Source organism: Methylobacter svalbardensis (assembly GCF_037671525.1).
GTDB lineage: Bacteria > Pseudomonadota > Gammaproteobacteria > Methylococcales > Methylomonadaceae > Methylobacter_A > Methylobacter_A svalbardensis.
The window spans coordinates 1-20,504 of sequence record NZ_JAWPOH010000057.1 but is presented as its reverse complement, the minus strand read 5'-3'; the positions used below and the strand labels follow the sequence as shown (position 1 = coordinate 20,504).

Here is a 20,504-nt window from a genome sequence, read left to right as displayed (position 1 = left end):
TTTCAAGACGTATATGCAAGATGCCAGTAAAGTTTTGTGTGTCATGAAGAAAATGCGTGAAGATTTCGCAATCCCTGCGTGAATTTTACTGTAGTGGCTTGGAAATTATTTACCTGAGAAACTATAGGTTTCTTTTTTACTGCCATTGGTTTAATCCTCATTTTGCAGGAACAACAGTTTGTCGATTTTGGCCGCCGTGCTGTTGTTGCCTAATTGCTGGATGTATTCTTGCTTTTATAAACTGCATAGGATGGTAACTAATAGGTACATCCCTTATGCTGAACACTGAAGGCTAAAACAGGTCATCTTAAGTTATTGTTTCATATAGAATGGCGTTCATGTTATGAACACCTGTTCACTATACGGCATGAATTGTTCAGCATAAGGCATGAAGCGTTCATATAATGAACAAGCAAATCAATTTTAAACTGACCATTTTCGCCATTCATCAGATGGTTTTTGGTCGTTATAGTCACGGAAGGTAAGTCGCCACTTTCTTGCCAATTGCTTGTTAAAATGACCCTCAAGCATTAACTTTATGAAGCCGTGAGATTCTAACTCCCTAAGTGCTTCGTGCGCTTTGCCTCGACTACAGCCTACCCGATTCTGAGCCTCGGTAACGCTGTAGGCTATGGGCTCATACATCCGCCAATGGGTTTGCATCAGGATCAGCAATTTAACCGCATTGCCGCTCAGTTTCTCATAAGCGGCAGAGCGGATCATTTCAACATCTTGGGCGATGTATTGCCTTTTTCTTAGCGCCTTTGCCATCTTAGCCGCCTGAATCCGATCATAACCTTTTGAAAACTTACCACGACTAGACCTGCGCCAATAATGCGTAACAGGCGGAACGATGCCTGCCTTTGCCGGTGTCGACGGTCGTCCAGTAAGTGTCTATTTTATGCCCAAGGTCGCGTAGTTCTTGAATACGTGCCGCCGGATGGAATATATCCAGCTCTTGCCGGGCTTGCAGCGTGGTAATGGTCGCAGTTTGCAGCCAGGCAAGAAGTACCGCCCGTTGGTGGTTGCTATCGGTTGAAAATTCATGTTCGGTCATCGGATTATCTCCAAAGCCGGGTATGCAACCGCACCATCAATGAGTAAAATACTCTTGCGGATTGATGAAACGGATTGCATGAAGCCCCGACTTTATTAAATTAAAGCTCGGGGTTTTTTGTGTCTGCTGTTTGGAACGCTCGGTTTTGTGTCGACGGTAGATAAAGACCTCTAACCGGTTCAGCCAAGGCAAAAACAGCCTGCTTCACTTCTTGGTAAGTGACCTTATGATCTAACCCCGCCATAACGCACCGCTGGACAATATCCCCGGCAATCACATTGGCCGCGGTAACTTGAGCCCTTAATCTTGGCGGCAAGTCTGGCCGCTGTCCTGCATCTAAGCAAAACGCCTTGTTGATGAGCTTATTAAAATTCATGTGTAAGAAGCTTTCTTTAACTTGGCTCCCGTTTTGGTGTGCCCTGTCAGATAAGGATTTTACGTTGTCGTGCAGCTCATGATAAAAAGGCAAGTAGTCCTCGGTGGTCTGTTTATGCTTTCTGAATCTTGAAAAGGCTTTGACCAGCTCAACTTTAAGGGGCTTTGTGCGTTTGGTGTTGCGGGTCAGCGTCAGTAAAAAATATGACTGATCTTCATTGAGAAATGCAATACGCTGCTTTTGGTTCCCGCCGTTCGTTTCTAAGGTTCGCGTTTCAAACGCGACCCTTCCGAACTCTCCAAACTCCAACTTGTTATCATCAATGAGTGCGAGTGCATTTTTGTGCTGAATACCTAATCTATCGGCGATTGCCAAACTATCAACTCGCGGCTCGTGCTTTTTCTCGATTAGGCTTATGACATTGTTCATGCAGCACCACCCAATTGACCGATCAAAGCGCGGATGTCCTCAACTTTCCAGGCGGTCGTTCTTTCGCCCAGCTTTACAGGTTTGGGGTACTTTCCAGATTTAACACCATTCAAGAATGATGTACGGCCTATGGGGATTAATGCGGGAATAGGCGGGGTTGCTTTCGGGTCGCCGATTACGTGCCATAACCTGAGATAACCCGTTTCAGGCAGTTGGTGGGCTTGAGGCGGTTTTAAATAATCAAGATTGAGTGGCGTTGCTTGCGCAAGTTTTGGCATTGATACGTCCTATATTTTGCATATTCACAAAATATTGCCAGTGCCACAAAAAGTATCGGCTAAGTAAAAACAGGGGGTAAGATGTCATATTAAGGTTTATTTGAGTGCAACTAGGTTTAACAAGATGTATATGTCTTGACTGGCTAGCGTCTCATGCAACAAAATAGAACTGTTTTACAAATCCGATGTTTTCATTTAAAAGATATTTTTGTGACGACAAAAGTTGTAAATATGTAAGATTAAAATTCATCCCCTAAATAATCTCTACTTCCTACGGTGTCTGATTGTTTAGGGGTTTTTTTTATGCGCTAATGTTCAACGCAAGGCCATAATATACCAAGTGTCTCAATAAAATAGTGTCAATAGTGTCGTAACGTAAATTTTTTTATGCGATGAGAAATGGGTTATTTTTTCCGTCTATCCCCGTCTATCCCCGTCTATCTCCCGTCTATCCCCGTCTATCTCCCGTCTATCCCCGTCTATCCCCGTCTATCTCCCGTATATCCCCGTATATTCCGGTATATTTCTAAAAAATGCACATTAAATATTTATGTGTTTCCGGTTTTTTCGACAAAATCATCCGCAATCGCTGCCGGTTTTACCCGATCCTCTTAAACGGTATAACCTGAGCTTATTTCCACTTGTGCAGTAAAACGACATTTGAAGTGTCGGCGTTGACCAGTAGATTAAGCCGATCACCTAACACGCGCCATGCGTTAAGCTGCTCCACTTCTAATTTCTGCCGTTGATAAATCCGTTTAACTTTATTTTCTTCGGTATGATTGAGGCACTTTTCAATGACATCAGGAGCAACACCTAAATCACCCATCATTGTTGCACCAGTGCGCCGTAGGTCGTGCGGCGTCCATTTTCCCCCCGTCAGAACCAAGGCTTGATTATCCTGGGAGCGATTACTAAGGATATTTTCAGATTGACGACCACGAATCTGTATAGTGATTGATTTCTCACATACGTTATTTGAGTTATCACGATTCGGGAAAATCCAAGTATCGTTGCTGGCAACATGAGTTAAAGTTTTAAATTGCTGAAGGGCGAAGTCTGATAAATAAATGGTGTGAGCCTTACCGTTTTTGCTGTTGGCTGCCGGAATAGTCCAAGTATTCAACTCAAAATTAATTTCTGAAAACTTAGCTTTAGATAGCTCACCAATCCGACACATCGTTGATAATGCGATCCAAACGGCGCACTCAGTAGATTTCAATAAATTAGCATCAGGTAATTGACGCGCTAATGCTCTAATCTCTAGTTCGGTTAAGGTGCGGTCGCGCTCGGTGGGCTTAGTGGTCATCTTTGCCACGCTAAGACTGGCTGTTGGATCAAACTCAATAACATCCCGACTAACAGCAAATCTGAACATCTGCCGCATCAATTTTAAGAGATTCCTGGCTAAGTGATTTACGCCGCGTATTTTCAATTTATCAATAACTAAACCAATGTGCCCTTTCCTCACATCCTCAACGAACAAATCACCCAAGACCGGCAACACATCCTTGTTGAACATCCTGACGATTTCAGCACGGTCTTTACGGTTAATTAAATCAATATCACACCAGCGGATAAACAAATCATTGACCGTTACACGCGCTTTAATTTTAGTTATTGCCTCTTGTTCATCAAGTTGTTGTTGTCGATTACGCTCTTTTTCAAGAGCTTTTTCGAGCTTAGGGTCAACTCCAGTTTTAAGGAGTGCTTTTAAAGTGTCTCGCTCAGTTCGTGCTTCTGGAAGCGCCTTTGCTTTCAAATCCGCCCACTTTAATTTCCCCTCAAACCGATAAGCAAGCCTAAAAGATATGCCGCCGCCATTAGCTGCCGGTCTTATTCGCACAAATAAGCCACCACCATCTTTAATTAATTGTTCTGATTCTGTCGCTTTAAAGTGCAAAAAAGACAACGGTTTTATTATATTGATAGCCATTATTCGCTCGCTTAAACATCTCCTTGTTCTTTTGACAAGGGGTAGTTCGATCAAATATCAAAGGGTTACCCTGCAATCTGTGGGATAACGTATGGGATAACTTTTTAACTGAATTTCAGTGAATTTCATTGTACATCGCTGAATACTAATATCCAATAAGACAATGAATTTAAAAGACAATAATTGATTATTTGAATCGCGTTGAATCTTAAAAAACGTTAATTTACCGTTCTGGGGGACAAGGGATAGTAGGTTCAAATCCTATCGTCCCGACCAATGAAATCAAAGAGTTACAAAATGTCAATTTTTTGAAAAAAGGGCTCAAGGTCATTTACCAATCGATTACCGTTACCGAAGCCAAGCAGGAACTGGAAGCCTTTGCCCGGCAATGGGATAAACAGTATCCCAGCATCTTGGCGTAGGCATTGGCTAAACCTGATCGCCTTCTTCGACTATCCTGATGAGATTCGGAAAGTCATCTACACTACCAACGCCATTGAGTCGTTGAATAGCACGATTCGTAAAGCCACCGAGCGTCACAAGCTGTTTCCTACGGATCAATCGGCCATGAAAGCGGTGTATTTAGCTATAGAACAGGCCGCCAGGAAATGGTCGATGCCGATCCGTGACTGGAAGCCCGCTCTGAATCGGTTTATGATTCTCTACGAGGATCGATTTCCAGAGATTTTTTAACGGCGGTTACACGGAAACTTTTACACCCCCGATCATTTAACTATGCCTTATATATTTCTCAGCATTGTTTTGTTTCTTACTGGCTGCGCTCTGCAAAAACAGAAGCAAACACCCGCCATTTTAGCTGCCGCCAATGTCACCCCCTCGTTTGTTATTCCTAACGTTAGAGAGCGAATGCTATACCTTGCTCGCCAGGAATGGGAATTGTTCGGTCGGCCCGAAGTCAATTATGATATTGAGCCGCCGGCGCTAACTTATCCGAATGTAGCAACCCATGCTAATGAAACGCTACCACCTTTTTTTAGCCGGATATTCATGTATTGGTATACTGCGACAGACTTACCGATAATCGGGTATGAAGGAGAAATCAGACCCTGGTCTGGCGCTTTTATTGTCTGGCTAGCCCGGAGTGCAGGGGTGTCTGAAAGCGATTTGCCTTCTACCGTTTTGCATTGGGATTATATTCAACATGTAATGGCAGCTGATTCCGAAAACAGCTTTGTAAGCCATGCCATCAACGCCTATTCCCCCAAGCCCGGAGACATTATTTGCGCACCGCGAGGTGAAGCTTTTATCCAGTCAATTCACAACTATAACGATCTAAGGCGTGGGGCTTACCACTGTGATTTAGTGGTTGCACAGCGGCCTGGCGAACTTGATGTGATAGGAGGCAATGTCCTGGATGCGGTCAGTTTAGCTCATATCAATCTGGATGGAACGGGAAAGGTGCTACCCACAAAAGCCAGACCATGGTCGTTGGCGATAGAACAGCGAAATTAAAATATACGGGAAATCCACAAAGCAGACATTAGCCATTATCCAATACTGGGATGACTTAGAAGCTCTAGCCGACCCCCTAGGCATAGCTATCTACACAAGTTGTCATACCGGACGGGGCATCCTCGTTCCCACGCTACCGAGATGGTGAAAGACTTGTTCTTAGCATCAATCGACTCAATAACCACGAAGAACACGGAGAGCACGAAGTTTTTAATACTTTGATGAATAGGGTTATTTTCTCCGCGTCCTTCGTGTTCTCTGTGGTAATTAATTTTTTCAGCACGATTTGGATAATACTTTTCTAGTCTCTGGAGCATGAGACTCCCCGTCCTGCTTAGCGTTTTATGTTGTATAGGTAGCTATGCTCCCTTATGTGTAATGCGCAGATGGTCGCCGACTGAGAGGTGTAATTTCATTGGGTTACAAGTAAGGGAAGCCGCAATTACTAAAATCCCCATCATAATGATGATTTACTGCAAAAACTGAGACTCAGCGATGAAGACAAGGTGAATTTTCATTAGTTTGTCATAGGGGCAGGTAACAAGGCTAACGCCCAACTCACTTACAAAACCCATCCGTGGCTGTGACAATAGACGTCCATGTCAATTGCCCTCGTACTCTCCCAGCATTAGTTAGCGCCGATCGCGTCCGCCGCCAAAATGACCACCTTTGCCACCGCCACGACTTCCGCCCCAGCCTTGCCGACCACCACCAGGATGTCCACCTCTGCCAAAGCCACGTCTTCCACCCAAGCCAAAACCGCGGTCGCCATGGATGCGCCCATGACCACCCCTATAATAACCGCCGCCCCAGCCGAAACTTCTGTAAGGCCGGTATCTGTAGTAGCTATATGGCAAATACCCGTAAGGCTGGTAGCCATAATTAAAGTCGTAATAAGGACCATATCCGGAATAACCTACCGAATAACTATTCGGATGAGGATAAACGACACAGCCTTGTAACATAAGTACAAGTCCAAAAACGGCGGTCAGTAATATCAATCGTTTCATATCAACCTCTCCCTGAACAATTTAATCATTCTGTATTCTGTGTTTGGATTGGCAATAATGTCAATAATCCTTTATAAGCTAGACAAGACAAAACTTTTTCCATTCGACACGAAACAACGCTTATCCCGAACCAGTAGCGCATAACCCGCACCGTCCTTGTATTGCTCCTTTGCCCTCCCAGATTGCTCAATCTACTGACCGCCCAAGGGATAAACAAAGCTATCCATGGCTGAACAACATATGCCCTCGTGAGTGTTGCCCCCGACTCCCGTAGCAGCACAGCTAATTCTGTATCCGGACAAAAGCTCAGCGTCATGGCTCAGTTGTGTGCCTGTGGACATATCATGGGTAACAAAGTTGATTCATGCGTTATTCAGCGATCGTCAGTTACTCTTACTTAACATTTTTTACATAGGGAATACGGTAATGGCATTAATAACAAGAAGAATTATGCTCTGCGGGTTGATACTGTTAGTCAGCGCTTGCGTGTATTATCCACATCCTTTTTATGGCGGAGGCCACGGTGACGGCCATTATCGTGATGGCGGTGGACATAGACATCACGGCGGAGGCCATCGTGAGCGATCGCATCATTAAGCCAACGCAACAACTTCCTGCGGCATAGTTGCTGATGCGCCAGTCAAAAACCGACAGGCATAAAAAAACCGGCAGCCCTTTTGGGCTCTGCCGGTCTTTGAAATTTGGTGGAGGCGGGGGGAATTGAACCCCCGTCCGCAAGTACTCCGCCACAAGGTCTACATGCTTATCCCGCTCTTTGATTTAGCTAATGACTACCCGTCGGGCCAAGAAAATCATCAGCGATTCCGTAAGGTTTTAGCGCATCCATACCGGACAGACTTCAGCGCGATCTTATGTAGATGACCTCTGAGCGCCTCTCATACCTAAAAGGTACTAAAAACTCCACCCGCATAAGCACAGATGGTCAAAGGAATGGTGCTGTGTTTAAGCAGCTAAAGCCATTGAGTAGTTTTCGTCATTTGCGAATACTTTAGTTTCAGTAGATTTTACGAGGTGTACTGTCCTCGGCATGCACTTAAGGTTTTGCTACCCACGTCGAAGCCATGTCGCCCCCCGTGATATGTATTCTAAATTAATTGGATAAAAATTGTACAATTATTTTTTTGACCCGTATTTATCCGGCTTTCAGACTACATAGCTGGCAACCCTCGTCGTTATGCCTAAGTGTCTGCACGATAGGCTCGGCTCGTCATCCCGGCAATGACGGCGAAAAGACACCGGCGTCAATCGATAAGCATCCGGGCTAAAGGACTGTTGCTGTCTATTGACGGTTGCCGGTCGACATCACTGCAAAGTTCAATCATCCCGGCTAGCTGCTTGGTCTGCTCGGCATGTTGGTTACCGACATTTTCTATTGCCAGCAACACTTCGCCATCTATCATGTTGATTGCATTGCTCAAGCCTTTGCTTAGCCCTCTTAAGGCGCTTTTTTCCAACGACGGTTTTAATTTTTTCAGGATGAAAAACGGCGTCAGCCAGGTAATGGCGATTAACAAGCTGCTATGTACCGCAAAATCCACACCCAAATAATCTACATTGGTCATGTTGCTGGTGTAATAGCCGATAAAAACCTGATAGCCGACCCAGCAAATGGCCGCAAGCGGCAGGATGATTTCACATAAGCGCATCAGCTTTAAAAAGGCGCGATGTAATGCGTTACCGGGATTTGCCAATGCTTGTCTGGCGGCCAGCTCGCTTTGTGTCTGGATGATTTTTGGGGCTTTTTCGCGTAGCGCAGACAACTGCTTTTTAAGCGGACTCACCGGAATGCCCAGCTGGTCGGCATTGATGACAAATTCATCCAGCGCGTCGTCAAAACGAGCTTCAGCCCAGTCGTCCCATATGCTGAGTTTAGCGCCGGTTGTGGCATATTTGGCAGTCGCCGGATGGCTTAATAAATCGGCCGCGTGATCGGCATAGTGCCGCGCCAACTGCTGGATAGGCCATGCAAACCCCTGTTGCAATATCTGGGCTGTGCGTTGCCATTGATCCTGCCACAGCGTCGGCAATTGTTGAAAAGCCGACCCGGAACCCAGTAACCCGCCGGTACTTTGCAGTTTTTGCTTTAACTCGTCTTTTTTAACCTGAGAACTTCTTTGTTCCAGTTGCGCAACGATATGCTCGGTCGCCAGCGAGCGAATGGTCGATTCCAATACGGCAAACTCGTCGGCTTGCAGGCCTTCGCCGCAGGCGGTCTTGAAGATAATCGGCTCGGCAAAGCCCGCTTTATGCAGTTGCTGTTTAAAATCTTCATACTGCTCGGTCTGGCCTCTGTCCCATTGGTTCAAGACAAACAACCAGGCATGTCTACCGCCTTCTGCAAGCAGCAAACGCCAGGCTTTTTCATCCCGATAACGTTCGGGACTGACCACATAGATCAGCACATCGATATGCGGCAACCATTCCAACACCTGATGTTTGTTGCTTTGCTCGGTACTGTCGAAATCGGGCATATCGATCCAGATGACATTTTTCCTGGATTCATCATCATGCTCAGCGATTTTGATCTGCGCCAGCGGCAGTTGTTCTGGCAAATGCTTTATCGCGACGCTATGGTGATGATAGAGCGTCACTTCCCGCGAAGTGGGGCGCTCTACTCCGGCTTTGGCGATGGCTTTGCCTGCCAGACGGTTAAGCAATGAACTTTTGCCCACGCCGGTACCGCCCATAAATGCCACAATTAGCGGCCTGGAGCCGTTATGGTTAAATAGCGTATCGGGCGTTCTGGCATCGACATCGTTTAACTGCTGCGCGGCATCGCTATTGATCCAGCCGGCCGTCAGCGCCTGCTCAGCCCAGCGTTTTGTTGTTTTTACCAAACTAGAGTAATCGTAAGCCATGGCGCTTTTCTGTGAGTTGAAGCTCTGCCGCACGCAGCTGGTCAGGAGATATATTAAAATGAGTCGTCATCGATAATTGCTCAGGCAACTGCAAGAGTTTATGGCGCAGACTATCGATAAATAATGCCTGTTTGACGGCATTGAATTGGTTTTGTTTTAACTCGGCTTCCACTTTGTGCATATAGCTGCCGACTGCGCTTTCAGCCAACAACGAAGTCAGTGCCAGCATTGCCGGAGCGATGACTAAATCATGCAGCCCTATGCCGCCCATTTGCAAGGTCAACGCAATCACGGCGGCATCGGCAGTCGCTCGGGTGGCCCGCAAACCGTTTAACACCACAGGCTGTTCTTGCAGTTTGTCATACAAACGATGCGCGGCGCTTTCCACGTCTTGCTGAAACGACAGATGATAAATTTTTGCCGCCTGAGAAAAATCCTGTAACGCATCCTGTCGCTGACTGCGTAACACGCTGTTTAGTTGCCGCCACCACTGGCCCTGATGACCTTGCACGGCCTTATCCAGCAGTTTGTCCGCCAGTTGAATCAGCGTGTGCTCGGCTATTTGATTTAACAAGTCTATTTCGTAACTGCTGTCTGACATATGCAGTCTTTTGCGTCCCAGTTTCATGATCTGTCTGACCGGCCAAGTCAAAATCTGACGAGTACCGGCCAGAATACGGGCTAATCCGGGTATTTCCATTAAATTCAGCAATTCCGTCATCGCCAGCTGAAAGGTTTCATAATGATGCGGATGATTCAGGTAATCGCGCTGATAATTTTCCATAGCCTGCTTGATCATAAGGTCGACTAATTCAGCCCAATCATTTAAGGCCTGATGTTCGGCAAAAACCGGTTCCAGCCAGGTTTGCCAGTGTCGTTTCAATAACTCTTGTTCAAAACGCGCCTGTTTTGTAAGGCTTACTTTATTCGCCAGTTGCTTAAGCAGCTGTTGCCTGGACTCCGGCCACACAGGCAATCCCTCCGGCTTTTGATAATACAGCGAAACGACATCAGGAAATTCGTCGGTTCTGGCATGCCGCCACTTTTCTTTTAATGACTGGATAATGATCGACTCTGAACCTTCAACCAGTTTATTCAGGCAAATAATGGTCGGTTGATGCAGCACTTCAACAGCGGCCATGATGTCCCAAACCGATTGATCGGCATATTTTTCCTTGCTGACCACCAGAATAACCATATCCGCCAAGGCAATCGCCCTGATGACGCCTTCACGGTAAGTGGCTGAATCTATCGAATCGAAATCGGGCGTATCCCATAAAACGCCATGCGGCAGAAGCTTTGAATCGGTGGTGGTGTTTTCGGTTAGCGAATAGCAATCGTGCCGGTCTTTGCTTAGCTGCGTTTGTTGCAATTGTTGAAATCGACCGAAGTAACGTTGCAGGCCGGTACATTCAGCAAGACTTACTCCGCTGCAAAAACCCTGCGGATGTATGGTGTAACCCGCCAATGGACTGACTCCGGCAGCATGACTGTCTAATAACACGTTGACCAGTGAGCTTTTTCCGGCCTGAGTCGGCCCCACTACCGCCATGTGCAACAACGGCTCCGGAGACGCATCAATCAGCTGCCCCTTGCGTATGAAGGCTTCCGCCAAGATAAGCTGATCGATCCGCTGTTGATAGCTTGTTTTAACAGACTCATTGCCCTGTTGAGCTAAAACCGCCTGGTAACGTTGTTTTAATAATTGGATAAATTCCAGCATGAAAAGCTAGCTCAGGATTATAATGACTGACTATTTTACTTTGTTTGGCGATCCGGCGTTATATAATCACAATCCATGTAAATAGCATGATATGCGTCCCTACATTAAACCTGAGGTTATTTTTATGAAGAAAATACATGTTCTTCTGCTCATTCTCTGCTGCACTTCTTTAATTGCCTGCAGCAAGGGGCAACAAATTAACGGTCATAATATCCGCACTGCCTATAGATCAGTAAAGGCATTAAAGAACCGTTTATCTCCCGATGCTCGTATTGAATTTGAAGTCTCTTTCTGGACGCTTCGCGATTCGATTAAAGAAGAAAAGGAATTTCTTAACACGGTTGACGGTAAAAAACCCGAAGAAATCATCGCATTGGGCAAAGAACTTTATCAACAACGGAAAAATGCCGGCATAGCAGGCTATGAAAAGTACGACAATTGGGATGATATGATAGCCAAATTCAGCAAGGAAAGAATTGATCAAGATAGCCCTAAAGATAAAAACAAAGCTGACCCTAAAGACAAAGCCAACGAAGTTTTGTACAAACTCTAGGATCACCGACTGGGCAAGGCTTTTTGATTGGTTAGCGCCGCAACAAATTGACTTGCCTCAGCGATCGTCAGCTCCATCGCATGGATAAGCTGTGAAATATCAATGCCGATTTCAATAAATTCATGCCTTAATGCCGCGATAGCCTGAGCATTAAGGTTATGTTTCAAAAATAACACCTGATCTTTAAATGCCGCCAGTACCGGCTGGATTTTAGCTTCCGCCCTTTGCATAGACCTGATCAACCGGGCATAGTTTTGTCTGGCCACCTTCAACTGCTGCTTGCTGTGGGCACGCAAGTTCCGATTAGTATATTCGCTGAGTTCGTGTTCCCATTCGACAAACAGCGCTTCGCTAACCTGTTCAATCGCTTTGATTCTACCGCTAACCGCATCGGATTTAGCACAACAAAACTGATATTGCCTGTTGAGCAGGTTATATTTATGATCCAGTGTGGTTTCATTGACGCAGACCAAGGTCTTAAACCGTTCCAGCGCATCTTCAAACTCATCTCGGGTTTCCTGCAAGCCCACGCAAGCCTGTTCAACATGAGCAACAACCATATCGCGCTTATGCTCGCCAATGGATTCTCTGGCGCTGTAATAAACGGTGCGGATTTTTTTGGAGAGAAACCCGCTGATTAAATTTAACGATTTTTTTGCCAAATCGTTGGCTGGCGGTTTGTTATAATCGGCCATTAGAACCTTTATGTGTGTTTATTTCTTGTGGAGCCAATGCGCATTCAACACGCCCCTACAGCTTATACTCGAACCGGTGGCTGGTTTTGCCATCGGGCGCATCCTCCAGAATCACGCCTATGGCTTTCAAGTCATCACGAATCTTATCGGCCAAAGCCCAATCCTTGGCTTTTTTTGCAGCAATGCGCGCCTGTTTTTGTTGTTCAATATATTGACTCACATCGTCAACACTAAGTTTTCCAGCCTGAGCGGACATAGATAAGCCAGTTAAAGCTATTGTCACGTCCTCTTTCCATTTATCATGCTGCAAAATACCTAACAGACCGCCTAAAAACTTAAGGCTAAACGCCAACTCCGCAGTTTTTTTCGGATTGTTGTTTTTGGCTTTATTGAGTTCTCTGGCAAGATCGAATAATACGGATAAAGCGACCGGCGTATTGAAGTCATCATCCATGGCTTTTTTAAAACGGGTTTCATAGTCGGCAGACACCGGAGCATCTAATACCGTTACTCCTCGTAATGCAGTATACAGGCGATCTAACCCGGCATCGGCATCGTTTAACTGCTCGTCAGAATAATTCAACGGACTGCGGTAGTGGCTGGATAAAATAAAAAACCGGATGATTTCAGGATGGTAGCGTTTCAACACCTCGCGCACGGTAAAGAAATTACCCAGTGATTTGGACATTTTCTCATCATCGACACGCACGAAGCCGTTGTGCATCCACACATTGACAAATTTCTCGCCGGTCGCGCCTTCCGACTGCGCAATCTCATTTTCATGATGCGGAAACTGCAAATCCATGCCGCCGCCATGAATGTCGAAATGATTCCCCAGGCAACAGGTAGACATCGCCGAACACTCGATATGCCAACCGGGACGGCCCAAGCCCCACGGCGAATCCCAGGCTGGCTCATTGGCCTTGGCCATCTTCCACAACACAAAATCCATCGGATTGCGCTTGGCCAGATCTACATCAACCCGCTCGCCGGCTTGTAAGTCATCAAGGTTTTTGCCCGATAACCGGCCGTAATTCTTGAACTGGGTCACCGCATAAAACACGTCGCCATTGCTGCCGACATAAGCAAGGTCTTTGTCCACCAGGGTTTTAATCATCGCAATAATGGCATCGATGGATTGCGTTGCCCTCGGCTCAAGGTCGGGCGGCAAAACGGCCAGCGCCCTCTCGTCCTCGTGCATCGCGTCGATAAACCGCTCGGTCAGCTTGCCGTAGTCTTCGCCGTTTTCGATGGCGCGCTGAATGATTTTGTCGTCAATATCGGTAATGTTGCGCACATAGGTCAGCTCGTAACCCTGATAGCGGAAATAACGCGCCACCGTATCGAACACCACCATGACCCGCGCATGACCGATATGACAGTAATCATAAACCGTCATGCCGCAGACATACATGCCGACTTTGCCCGCTACACGCGGCTGGAACGGTTCTTTTTTTCGGGTCAGGGTGTTATATATTTTCAACATGTTAATTAAATTATTCAGTTAAGTCCGTTTGCCAGTAAACAGGGCCGATCAGTCGAGGCCGGTTAAACAAAACGGTACAATCTACCAAGCACATGCTTCTCTTTCAAGACAAAAACACTTAAAATCTGTTCTTTGCATCACTCCCTAAGGAAAACCATGCGTACTTTTATTTTCTCCATGATGCTGCTTTTAACCACAACACTCTCATTTGCAACGGAAAACCTTATGTCTGATACCCCATCAAAAGTTAAATTAACCACGTCTCTGGGTGAAATTATTATTCAGCTGAATCCTGAAAAAGCGCCTATTTCATCGGCAAATTTTTTGACTTACGTTAATGAAGGCTTTTACAACAACACCATTTTCCATCGCATAATCCCCGGATTTATGGCGCAAGGCGGCGGCTTTGATACTGACTTTAATCAAAAAGCGGTTCATGGCCCAATCAAAAACGAAGCCGATAACGGCTTGACTAACAAACGCGGCACTATAGCGATGGCGCGCACCAATGTTCCCGATTCGGCAACTGCCCAGTTTTTTATTAACTATAAAGATAACGCCTCGCTGAATCATACCAGCCCAACCTCCAGTGGCTGGGGCTATGCGGTATTTGGCGAAGTCATTGAAGGCATGGATATTGTCGACGCCATGGCTAAACAGCCCACAGGCAACCGCGGCGGACATCAGGACGTGCCTAAAACCGACATCATCGTCGAAAAAGCCGAAGTTATAGAATAGACTAAAGGCGCAAGGCAAAGGATACCGTTTACAACATCCGCCTTTCGCCTTCGCCCTTCACCTTTCACCTTTCAGCCCTTACGCACCCCTTGAATCAAGAAATCCTGTTCATCTCAGACCTCCACATTTCCCTGGAAAAGCCTGAAATCACTCGTCGATTTCTTTCATTCCTGAGCGATAGGGCCCCCAAAGCTGCCGCTGTTTATATCCTGGGCGACCTTTTCGATACCTGGATAGGCGACGACGACTCTACCCCACCTAACAATAAAATCCGAAAACAACTTAAACAACTGACCGGTTCGGGCACTCCGGTTTATTTGCAGCAAGGCAACCGCGATTTTCTGCTGGGCAAACAATTTTCCGAGGATACCGGCGTTACGCTTCTTGATGAGTACGCTGTCATTGATTTGTACGGCACGCCGACGCTGCTCACCCACGGCGATTTACTGTGTACCGATGATCTGCCTTATCAGGCATTTCGCGTCAAATCTCATACCCCGGAATGGCAGCAGTCCGTGTTATCCAAACCCTTGTTTTTACGTCTACTGGCAGCGCGTTGGTATCGTATCCGCAGTTATTTCCACAAACGTAAAAAATCCCAGGACATTATGGACGTTAACCAGGACACGGTAGTTAATATCATGCGTGAACGACACTGCTTGCGCTTGATTCACGGACATACGCACCGGCCGGCCGTCCATGACTTTAAAATAGACGACCAAACTGCCCAGCGCTTTGTACTTGCCGCATGGAGCAAGCATACAGCCGAAGTATTATGCTGGAACAGTAATGGTTATCACATTGAGACACTTTAACTCAGGTTCAAAGCGAAAATGTTGATGATTTTTCATCTTGTACCTTTCGCCTTTCACCTTTCATCTTTCATCTTAATCAGAACACCCCCGTGTGTTATCAAAACGTTACAGGAATCACTTTACACCAAAGCCTATAAAAGTTGACTTTTGGGGCAAAATCATTAAATTTAGGCTCCTAGAGTGAAAATTTCCTGTCTCCATGGAACATGAAAACCACCCTAAAAACTAATATTAGTCATAAAAACATAATCACTATTCTGTCAAATTAACAGGATACCAGGAGAAATATAATATGAAGAAGCCTTTGAAAAGTTGGCTGCTTGCTTCCAGTGTGGCTGCTTTATTAGCTGCACCAGCGGTTTCAACAGCTAACAGCGATGTTGAAAAACTCACTCAAAACCCGGCTAACTGGGCAACATGGGGTGGTGATTACGCCGGTACTCGTTACAGCAAGCTCAGTGAAATCAACACCACTAACGTAAAAAATCTGCAACCTGCATGGTCTTTTTCTACAGGCGTCCTGCGTGGTCATGAAGGCGGTCCATTGGTTGTAGATGATATTCTCTACATCCACACCCCTTTCCCTAATACCGTTTACGCGATTGACCAAAAAACTCAATCTGTCATCTGGGAATTCACGCCAACACAAGACGCTGACGTGACTATTCCGGTTATGTGTTGCGATACTGTCAACCGTGGCTTGGCTTACGGCGATGGCAAAATCTTCCTGCAACAATCCGATACCGTTCTAACCGCTTTAGACGCTAAAACCGGTAAACGTATCTGGAGCGTACAAAACGGCGATCCTAAGTTGGGCATGACCAACACCGCCGCGCCATTAGTCGTTAAAGATAAGGTTCTGACTGGTATTTCCGGCGGTGAATTTGGTGTTCGCGGTTTCTTAGCGGCTTATGACATCAACACCGGCGAATTAGCTTGGAAAGGCTACAGCATGGGTCCAGACAAAGACACTCTGATTGACGCCAAGAAAACAACCACATGGAAAGACGGTAAAGTGGTTCCAGTAGGTCCAGACTCAAGCTTAAGTACTTGGGAAGGTGATCAATGGAAAATCGGCGGCGGTACTACTTGGGGCTGGACCAGTTACGACCCTAAATTAAACCTGATCTATTACGGATCCGGCAACCCATCGACATGGAACCCGACACAACGTCCAGGCGACAACAAGTGGTCCATGTCTTTATGGGCTCGTGACGCTGACACCGGTGAAGTTAAATGGGTTTACCAAATGACTCCACATGATGAATGGGATTTTGACGGTATCAACGAAACTGTTCTGGTTGACCAGGAAGTGAAAGGTAAAATGCACAAAACTGTCGTGCATTTCGACCGTAACGGTTTTGGCTATACTTTAGATCGTGAAACAGGTGAATTGCTTGTTGCTGAAAAATTCGACAAATCAGTTAACTGGGCAACACACGTAGACATAAAAACAGGCCGCCCACAAGTTGTGCCTGAGTACAGCACCGAACACAACGGTGAAGATGTCAATTCAAAAGGTATCTGCCCTGCTGCATTAGGCAGTAAAAACCAACAACCGGTTTCTTACTCTCCACAAACCGGCTTGTTCTATATCTCTGGCAACCATTTGTGCATGGACTACGAACCATTCGAAGTTTCATACACAGCCGGTCAACCTTACGTTGGCGCGACTTTAACCATGATGCCAGCTGGCGCAGATGTTCTAACCGGAAAACCGGACGGAACAACCAATCTGGGCCAGTTCACGGCTTTTGATGCCAAAACCGGTAAAATTGCCTGGTCTAACAAGGAACAATTCTCTGTTTGGTCCGGTTCTTTGGCAACAGAGGGCGGCGTAGTATTCTACGGCACTCTGGAAGGCTACCTGAAAGCCGTTGACGCTAAAACAGGTAAAGAACTGTATAAGTTCAAAACACCTTCCGGCATCATCGGCAACGTGAATACTTGGAAATATGACGGCAAGCAATATGTTGGCGTTCTTTCCGGTATCGGCGGCTGGGCAGGTATCGGTATCGCTGCCGGTCTTGACAGCGGTGAAGAAGGTTCGAACTCAGAAGGTTTGGGTGCTGTTGGCGCATACAGAAGCCTAAGTTCTTATACTAAACTGGGCGGTACATTGACTGTATTTGCATTACCCAGCAACTAAATCGATCTGATTTTTTAGATTGAGTAAAAAGCCCCGGTTGATAAATCAACCGGGGCTTTTTTTTGTGCTCATTACGCTGAAATTTTATTTTGTCCACGAAAGATTTTTCCAGGTTTATGCAGTAAACTATGAAGCCTTAATTGTTAGATATATCCAAGGAGATTTTAATGAGGACTTTACCTCACATTAACACCCTACTCGCGGTTCTGTTTCTGACTGCATTCAGCCTTACTGCCTTGGCAGAAGAAAAATTCAAGGTCTGTGCCGACCCGCTGAATCCGCCTTATTCCACAAAAAAACAAGACGGCTTTGAAAACAAAATCGCCGAATTGTTTGCCAAAGAACTTGGGCAAAGCGTTGAGTACACCTGGCTTCCCCAACGTCTCGGTTTTATCCGAAACACCTTAAATGCACCGTTAAAAGACAGCGATGTGGAAAGTAACGACTATAAATGCGATGTCGTTATGGGCGTTCCTGCTGGTTACGACATTACCTTAACCACCAATCCCTACTATCAATCAACTTATGTGCTGTTAATCGCCAAAGGGCGCGGCTGGGACGATATTACCGATGCAACCCAATTAGTTAATCTGCCTTTGCAAAGACAGGAATCATTGAAAATTGCGATGTTTGACCGTGGACCAGGAACGACTTGGTTACAAAAAAACGGTCTACTCGATATGGGCATCTCCTATCAATCGATGTCAGGCGACCATGAAAATAATGTGGCCATGCAGATAGAAAAGGATCTTAAAGCGAAGAAAATTGACATGGTTATTCTTTGGGGACCTATGGCTGGCTATATCACTGCACAAAACCCAAAAAACAGTTATTCAATGATTCCGATGAAATCAACCCCGAACATAAAGTTTGATTTTGCAATGGCGATGGGCGTTCGTAAAGGCGATAAAGCAAGAAAAGAGGTTCTTAACAGGCTGATAGCAGACAAAGCAGGTGAGATTCAAGCCATCATAAGCAGTTACAATATCCCTTTACTACCGATCTCTAAGCAGGCTATTCGAGATGATAACGATTAATCATAAAAAAGGCGATTGCACGAAAGGCAGAAAATAAATCAACAGACTGCCATGGTTCGGCTATTTTTACCACCTTGGGTGGCGATCTAAAGACTGAATATTTTCGTTCTTTGAGTTGCCAATTTTTAGTTTTCGTGTCTTTCGTGCTTTTCGTGGACAGTCAGTTATTTACGATTAAACAACCCAACCAGATAAGCAAATCTGACCGCCCGTTTATCTGACAACTGGTCCCACTGAAAACGCCATTTCCAGTTACCCTCCGTCGTACCTGGAATATTCATACGATACTCAGAACCCAACTCCAGAATATCCTGCATCGGAATTACCGCAAGGTTGGCAACCGACGCCAATGCTGCATGAATTAGCGCACAATGCAACGGTAATGTCGGATTGCCAAGATAATTGTAAATGTAGTTTTTCTGATCATCGCTAATACCCTGCAGCCAACCTAAAGTCGTATCATTATCATGAGTACCGGTATAAACAACGCAGTTTTTTTCATAATTATCAGGTAAATAAGGATTACCCGGATCATCGCCAAACGCAAACTGCAAAATTTTCATGCCCGGAAAATCAAACTCATCTCTTAACGCCTCGACTTCGGGTGTAATAACACCTAAGTCTTCGGCAACCAGTGAAATCGCCCCATACTCTGCCTTTAATGCACTCAACAATGCTTTGCCTGGCGCCTTAACCCATAGCCCATTAATGGCGGTATCTTCATTTGCAGGTATTTCCCAAGCGGCTTCAAGTCCCCGAAAATGGTCGATCCGAATAATATCAAACAGCTCAATCTGAGTTTTCATCCTTTCAACCCACCAATGAAAGCCGGTTTTCTTCAGGTAATTCCAGTTATAGTGCGGATTGCCCCAACGCTGACCTGTCGCAGAAAAATAATCTGGCGGTACGCCTGCGACAACTAACATTTCGCCTGATTCATCAAGTTTAAAAATCTCACGATGGGTCCAGACATCAGCGCTGTCATAAGACACAAAAATAGGAATATCGCCAAACAAAAACACACCATGCTGGTTGGCGTAGGCTTTTAATTCCAGCCATTGCCTGAAAAACACATATTGCTCAAATTGAATGCATTTGATTTGTGTTTTTAAGCGACGGCGCGCTTCTTTTATGGCTTTTTTATCCCTTTCCTTAAAATGCTCCGGCCACTGATTCCAACATTGTTGATTAAATTCAATTCTAAGAGCCAAAAACAAGGCGAAATCATCAAGCCAAAACGCTTTCTCCTGACAAAACCGCGTAAAACCCTCCTTATCCTGTTGCTCGGCGCACTCCAAAAACCCAGAATAAGCCTCTTCTAACAAGCACGATTTCTGATGATTACCGGCACATTCATCGCATTTATCCGAGCGTTGCAGCCAGCCTTGCGTCACCAACCAATCAAGATTAATTAACGCCGGATTACCTGCGTGCGCAGACAGACACTGATAGGGCGAACCATCCGCATGAGTCATGCCTAAAGGCAAGACTTGCCATACGCTAACCCCGGAATCGTGCAGGAATTTTACAAAATGATAAGCTTCTTGTCCCAAATCGCCCTGACTACCCGCACCCGGTAACGAGGTAATATGCAACAGAACGCCGGCGCGACGTTTCTTTAAGATGTCATTCACACTCAGTGATCTCTCGTTTAAGTTTTTAGATGTTTAATAATACTCGATGTTCAAGTTTTTAAATTTTTTGCAGCCTGATTCTTGGAAAATTATCCAGCAGCACGGTACTGTAGCGAAACCGTCGGCCCTAAACGCCCCAAATCCCTCCCAACCATATGTTTTCCAGAAGGCATTAACTGAAAAACCTCATCAATAAGTCCAGCCAATTCTTTGAGCTTAGCCGCAGGATTCTTATC

Annotated in this window: 17 protein-coding genes, 1 other RNA gene and 1 pseudogene; 7 read left to right on the top strand and 12 right to left on the bottom strand. The window is 45.7% G+C overall.

The window, feature by feature from the left end:
- Positions 1-423: 423 nt before the first annotated feature.
- From RW114_RS16435 to RW114_RS16415, 5 genes are all read right to left on the bottom strand, one after another.
- On the bottom strand, positions 424-771 hold the full coding sequence (locus RW114_RS16435) for a hypothetical protein (protein ID WP_340123848.1): 348 nt from the start codon (positions 769-771) through the stop codon (positions 424-426).
- Between the two features lie 46 nt (positions 772-817).
- Complete coding sequence (locus RW114_RS16430; protein WP_340123847.1) at positions 818-1,057, bottom strand: helix-turn-helix domain-containing protein; 240 nt, start codon at positions 1,055-1,057, stop codon at positions 818-820.
- A gap of 100 nt (positions 1,058-1,157) precedes the next feature.
- Positions 1,158-1,862 (bottom strand): Rha family transcriptional regulator, encoded by a 705-nt coding sequence (locus RW114_RS16425; RefSeq protein ID WP_340123846.1) that lies wholly within the window; start codon positions 1,860-1,862, stop codon positions 1,158-1,160.
- Complete coding sequence (locus RW114_RS16420) at positions 1,859-2,140, bottom strand: helix-turn-helix transcriptional regulator (protein ID WP_340123845.1); 282 nt, start codon at positions 2,138-2,140, stop codon at positions 1,859-1,861. Before RW114_RS16420 ends, RW114_RS16425 begins: the two co-directional genes overlap by 4 nt.
- Positions 2,141-2,771: 631 nt before the next feature.
- Positions 2,772-4,076, bottom strand: coding sequence for a tyrosine-type recombinase/integrase (locus tag RW114_RS16415; RefSeq protein WP_340123844.1), 1,305 nt, complete (start codon positions 4,074-4,076; stop codon positions 2,772-2,774).
- 447 nt (positions 4,077-4,523) lie between these two features.
- On the opposite strand from RW114_RS16415, the pseudogene RW114_RS16410 reads away from it, so the two are divergent.
- Positions 4,524-4,769, top strand: a pseudogene (locus tag RW114_RS16410) (transposase); the annotation flags it as partial.
- A 42-nt stretch (positions 4,770-4,811) separates the two neighbouring features.
- Positions 4,812-5,549, top strand: coding sequence for a DUF2272 domain-containing protein (locus tag RW114_RS16405; protein ID WP_340123843.1), 738 nt, complete (start codon positions 4,812-4,814; stop codon positions 5,547-5,549).
- A gap of 628 nt (positions 5,550-6,177) precedes the next feature.
- Here RW114_RS16405 and RW114_RS16400 read toward each other — a convergent pair.
- The 4 genes from RW114_RS16400 to RW114_RS16385 form a co-directional block, all read right to left on the bottom strand.
- Complete coding sequence (locus RW114_RS16400; RefSeq protein WP_340123842.1) at positions 6,178-6,429, bottom strand: hypothetical protein; 252 nt, start codon at positions 6,427-6,429, stop codon at positions 6,178-6,180.
- Positions 6,430-7,261: 832 nt separating this feature from the next.
- Positions 7,262-7,652, bottom strand: a transfer-messenger RNA (tmRNA) gene (ssrA, locus tag RW114_RS16395).
- A 169-nt stretch (positions 7,653-7,821) separates the two neighbouring features.
- Positions 7,822-9,438 carry a GTPase gene (locus RW114_RS16390; RefSeq protein WP_340123841.1) on the bottom strand — a complete coding sequence of 539 codons (1,617 nt, stop codon included), beginning with the start codon at positions 9,436-9,438 and terminating at the stop codon, positions 7,822-7,824.
- Complete coding sequence (locus RW114_RS16385; RefSeq protein WP_340123840.1) at positions 9,419-11,161, bottom strand: GTPase; 1,743 nt, start codon at positions 11,159-11,161, stop codon at positions 9,419-9,421. The genes RW114_RS16390 and RW114_RS16385 overlap by 20 nt, the downstream gene beginning before the upstream one ends.
- 124 nt (positions 11,162-11,285) lie before the next feature.
- Between RW114_RS16385 and RW114_RS16380 the strand changes: the two genes are divergently transcribed.
- Entirely contained in the window at positions 11,286-11,714 is a 429-nt protein-coding gene (locus RW114_RS16380; RefSeq protein ID WP_340123839.1) for a hypothetical protein, read from the top strand.
- 2 nt (positions 11,715-11,716) lie between these two features.
- Here RW114_RS16380 and RW114_RS16375 read toward each other — a convergent pair whose 3' ends face one another.
- On the bottom strand, positions 11,717-12,409 hold the full coding sequence (locus RW114_RS16375; protein ID WP_340123838.1) for a DUF2959 domain-containing protein: 693 nt from the start codon (positions 12,407-12,409) through the stop codon (positions 11,717-11,719).
- 55 nt (positions 12,410-12,464) lie between these two features.
- The gene (gene cysS / locus RW114_RS16370) at positions 12,465-13,895 is read right to left on the bottom strand and encodes a cysteine--tRNA ligase (RefSeq protein WP_340123837.1); all 1,431 of its coding nucleotides are present in this window, start codon (positions 13,893-13,895) and stop codon (positions 12,465-12,467) included.
- Positions 13,896-14,120: 225 nt separating this feature from the next.
- On the opposite strand from cysS, the gene RW114_RS16365 reads away from it, so the two are divergent.
- From RW114_RS16365 to RW114_RS16350, 4 genes are all read left to right on the top strand, one after another.
- Entirely contained in the window at positions 14,121-14,633 is a 513-nt protein-coding gene (locus RW114_RS16365) for a peptidylprolyl isomerase (protein ID WP_340123836.1), read from the top strand.
- Between the two features lie 89 nt (positions 14,634-14,722).
- Positions 14,723-15,448, top strand: a complete 726-nt coding sequence (locus tag RW114_RS16360; protein ID WP_340123835.1) for a UDP-2,3-diacylglucosamine diphosphatase — start codon at positions 14,723-14,725, stop codon at positions 15,446-15,448.
- Positions 15,449-15,740: 292 nt separating this feature from the next.
- A complete protein-coding gene (locus RW114_RS16355) occupies positions 15,741-17,597 on the top strand; it encodes a methanol/ethanol family PQQ-dependent dehydrogenase (RefSeq protein ID WP_340123834.1) in 1,857 nt (618 codons plus the stop codon).
- 167 nt (positions 17,598-17,764) lie between these two features.
- Positions 17,765-18,634, top strand: a complete 870-nt coding sequence (locus RW114_RS16350; RefSeq protein ID WP_340123833.1) for a quinoprotein dehydrogenase-associated putative ABC transporter substrate-binding protein — start codon at positions 17,765-17,767, stop codon at positions 18,632-18,634.
- A gap of 164 nt (positions 18,635-18,798) precedes the next feature.
- On the opposite strand, the gene malQ is transcribed toward RW114_RS16350, so the two are convergent.
- Positions 18,799-20,268, bottom strand: coding sequence for a 4-alpha-glucanotransferase (malQ, locus tag RW114_RS16345; RefSeq protein WP_340123832.1), 1,470 nt, complete (start codon positions 20,266-20,268; stop codon positions 18,799-18,801).
- Between the last annotated feature and the right edge of the window lie 236 nt (positions 20,269-20,504).

Bases quoted from the DNA above. Each gene is read 5' to 3' on its own strand.
- RW114_RS16350 (WP_340123833.1), top strand. From the start codon at position 17,765: ATGAGGACTTTACCTCACATTAACACCCTACTCGCGGTTCTGTTTCTG.
- RW114_RS16355 (WP_340123834.1), top strand. From the start codon at position 15,741: ATGAAGAAGCCTTTGAAAAGTTGGCTGCTTGCTTCCAGTGTGGCTGCT.
- RW114_RS16415 (WP_340123844.1), bottom strand. From the start codon at position 4,076: ATGGCTATCAATATAATAAAACCGTTGTCTTTTTTGCACTTTAAAGCG.
- RW114_RS16390 (WP_340123841.1), bottom strand. From the start codon at position 9,438: ATGGCTTACGATTACTCTAGTTTGGTAAAAACAACAAAACGCTGGGCT.
- RW114_RS16400 (WP_340123842.1), bottom strand. From the start codon at position 6,429: ATGGCTACCAGCCTTACGGGTATTTGCCATATAGCTACTACAGATACC.
- RW114_RS16435 (WP_340123848.1), bottom strand. From the start codon at position 771: ATGGCAAAGGCGCTAAGAAAAAGGCAATACATCGCCCAAGATGTTGAA.
- RW114_RS16385 (WP_340123840.1), bottom strand. From the start codon at position 11,161: ATGCTGGAATTTATCCAATTATTAAAACAACGTTACCAGGCGGTTTTA.
- RW114_RS16365 (WP_340123836.1), top strand. From the start codon at position 14,121: ATGTCTGATACCCCATCAAAAGTTAAATTAACCACGTCTCTGGGTGAA.
- RW114_RS16405 (WP_340123843.1), top strand. From the start codon at position 4,812: ATGCCTTATATATTTCTCAGCATTGTTTTGTTTCTTACTGGCTGCGCT.
- RW114_RS16425 (WP_340123846.1), bottom strand. From the start codon at position 1,862: ATGAACAATGTCATAAGCCTAATCGAGAAAAAGCACGAGCCGCGAGTT.
- RW114_RS16430 (WP_340123847.1), bottom strand. From the start codon at position 1,057: ATGACCGAACATGAATTTTCAACCGATAGCAACCACCAACGGGCGGTA.
- RW114_RS16380 (WP_340123839.1), top strand. From the start codon at position 11,286: ATGAAGAAAATACATGTTCTTCTGCTCATTCTCTGCTGCACTTCTTTA.
- cysS (WP_340123837.1), bottom strand. From the start codon at position 13,895: ATGTTGAAAATATATAACACCCTGACCCGAAAAAAAGAACCGTTCCAG.
- RW114_RS16375 (WP_340123838.1), bottom strand. From the start codon at position 12,409: ATGGCCGATTATAACAAACCGCCAGCCAACGATTTGGCAAAAAAATCG.
- RW114_RS16420 (WP_340123845.1), bottom strand. From the start codon at position 2,140: ATGCCAAAACTTGCGCAAGCAACGCCACTCAATCTTGATTATTTAAAA.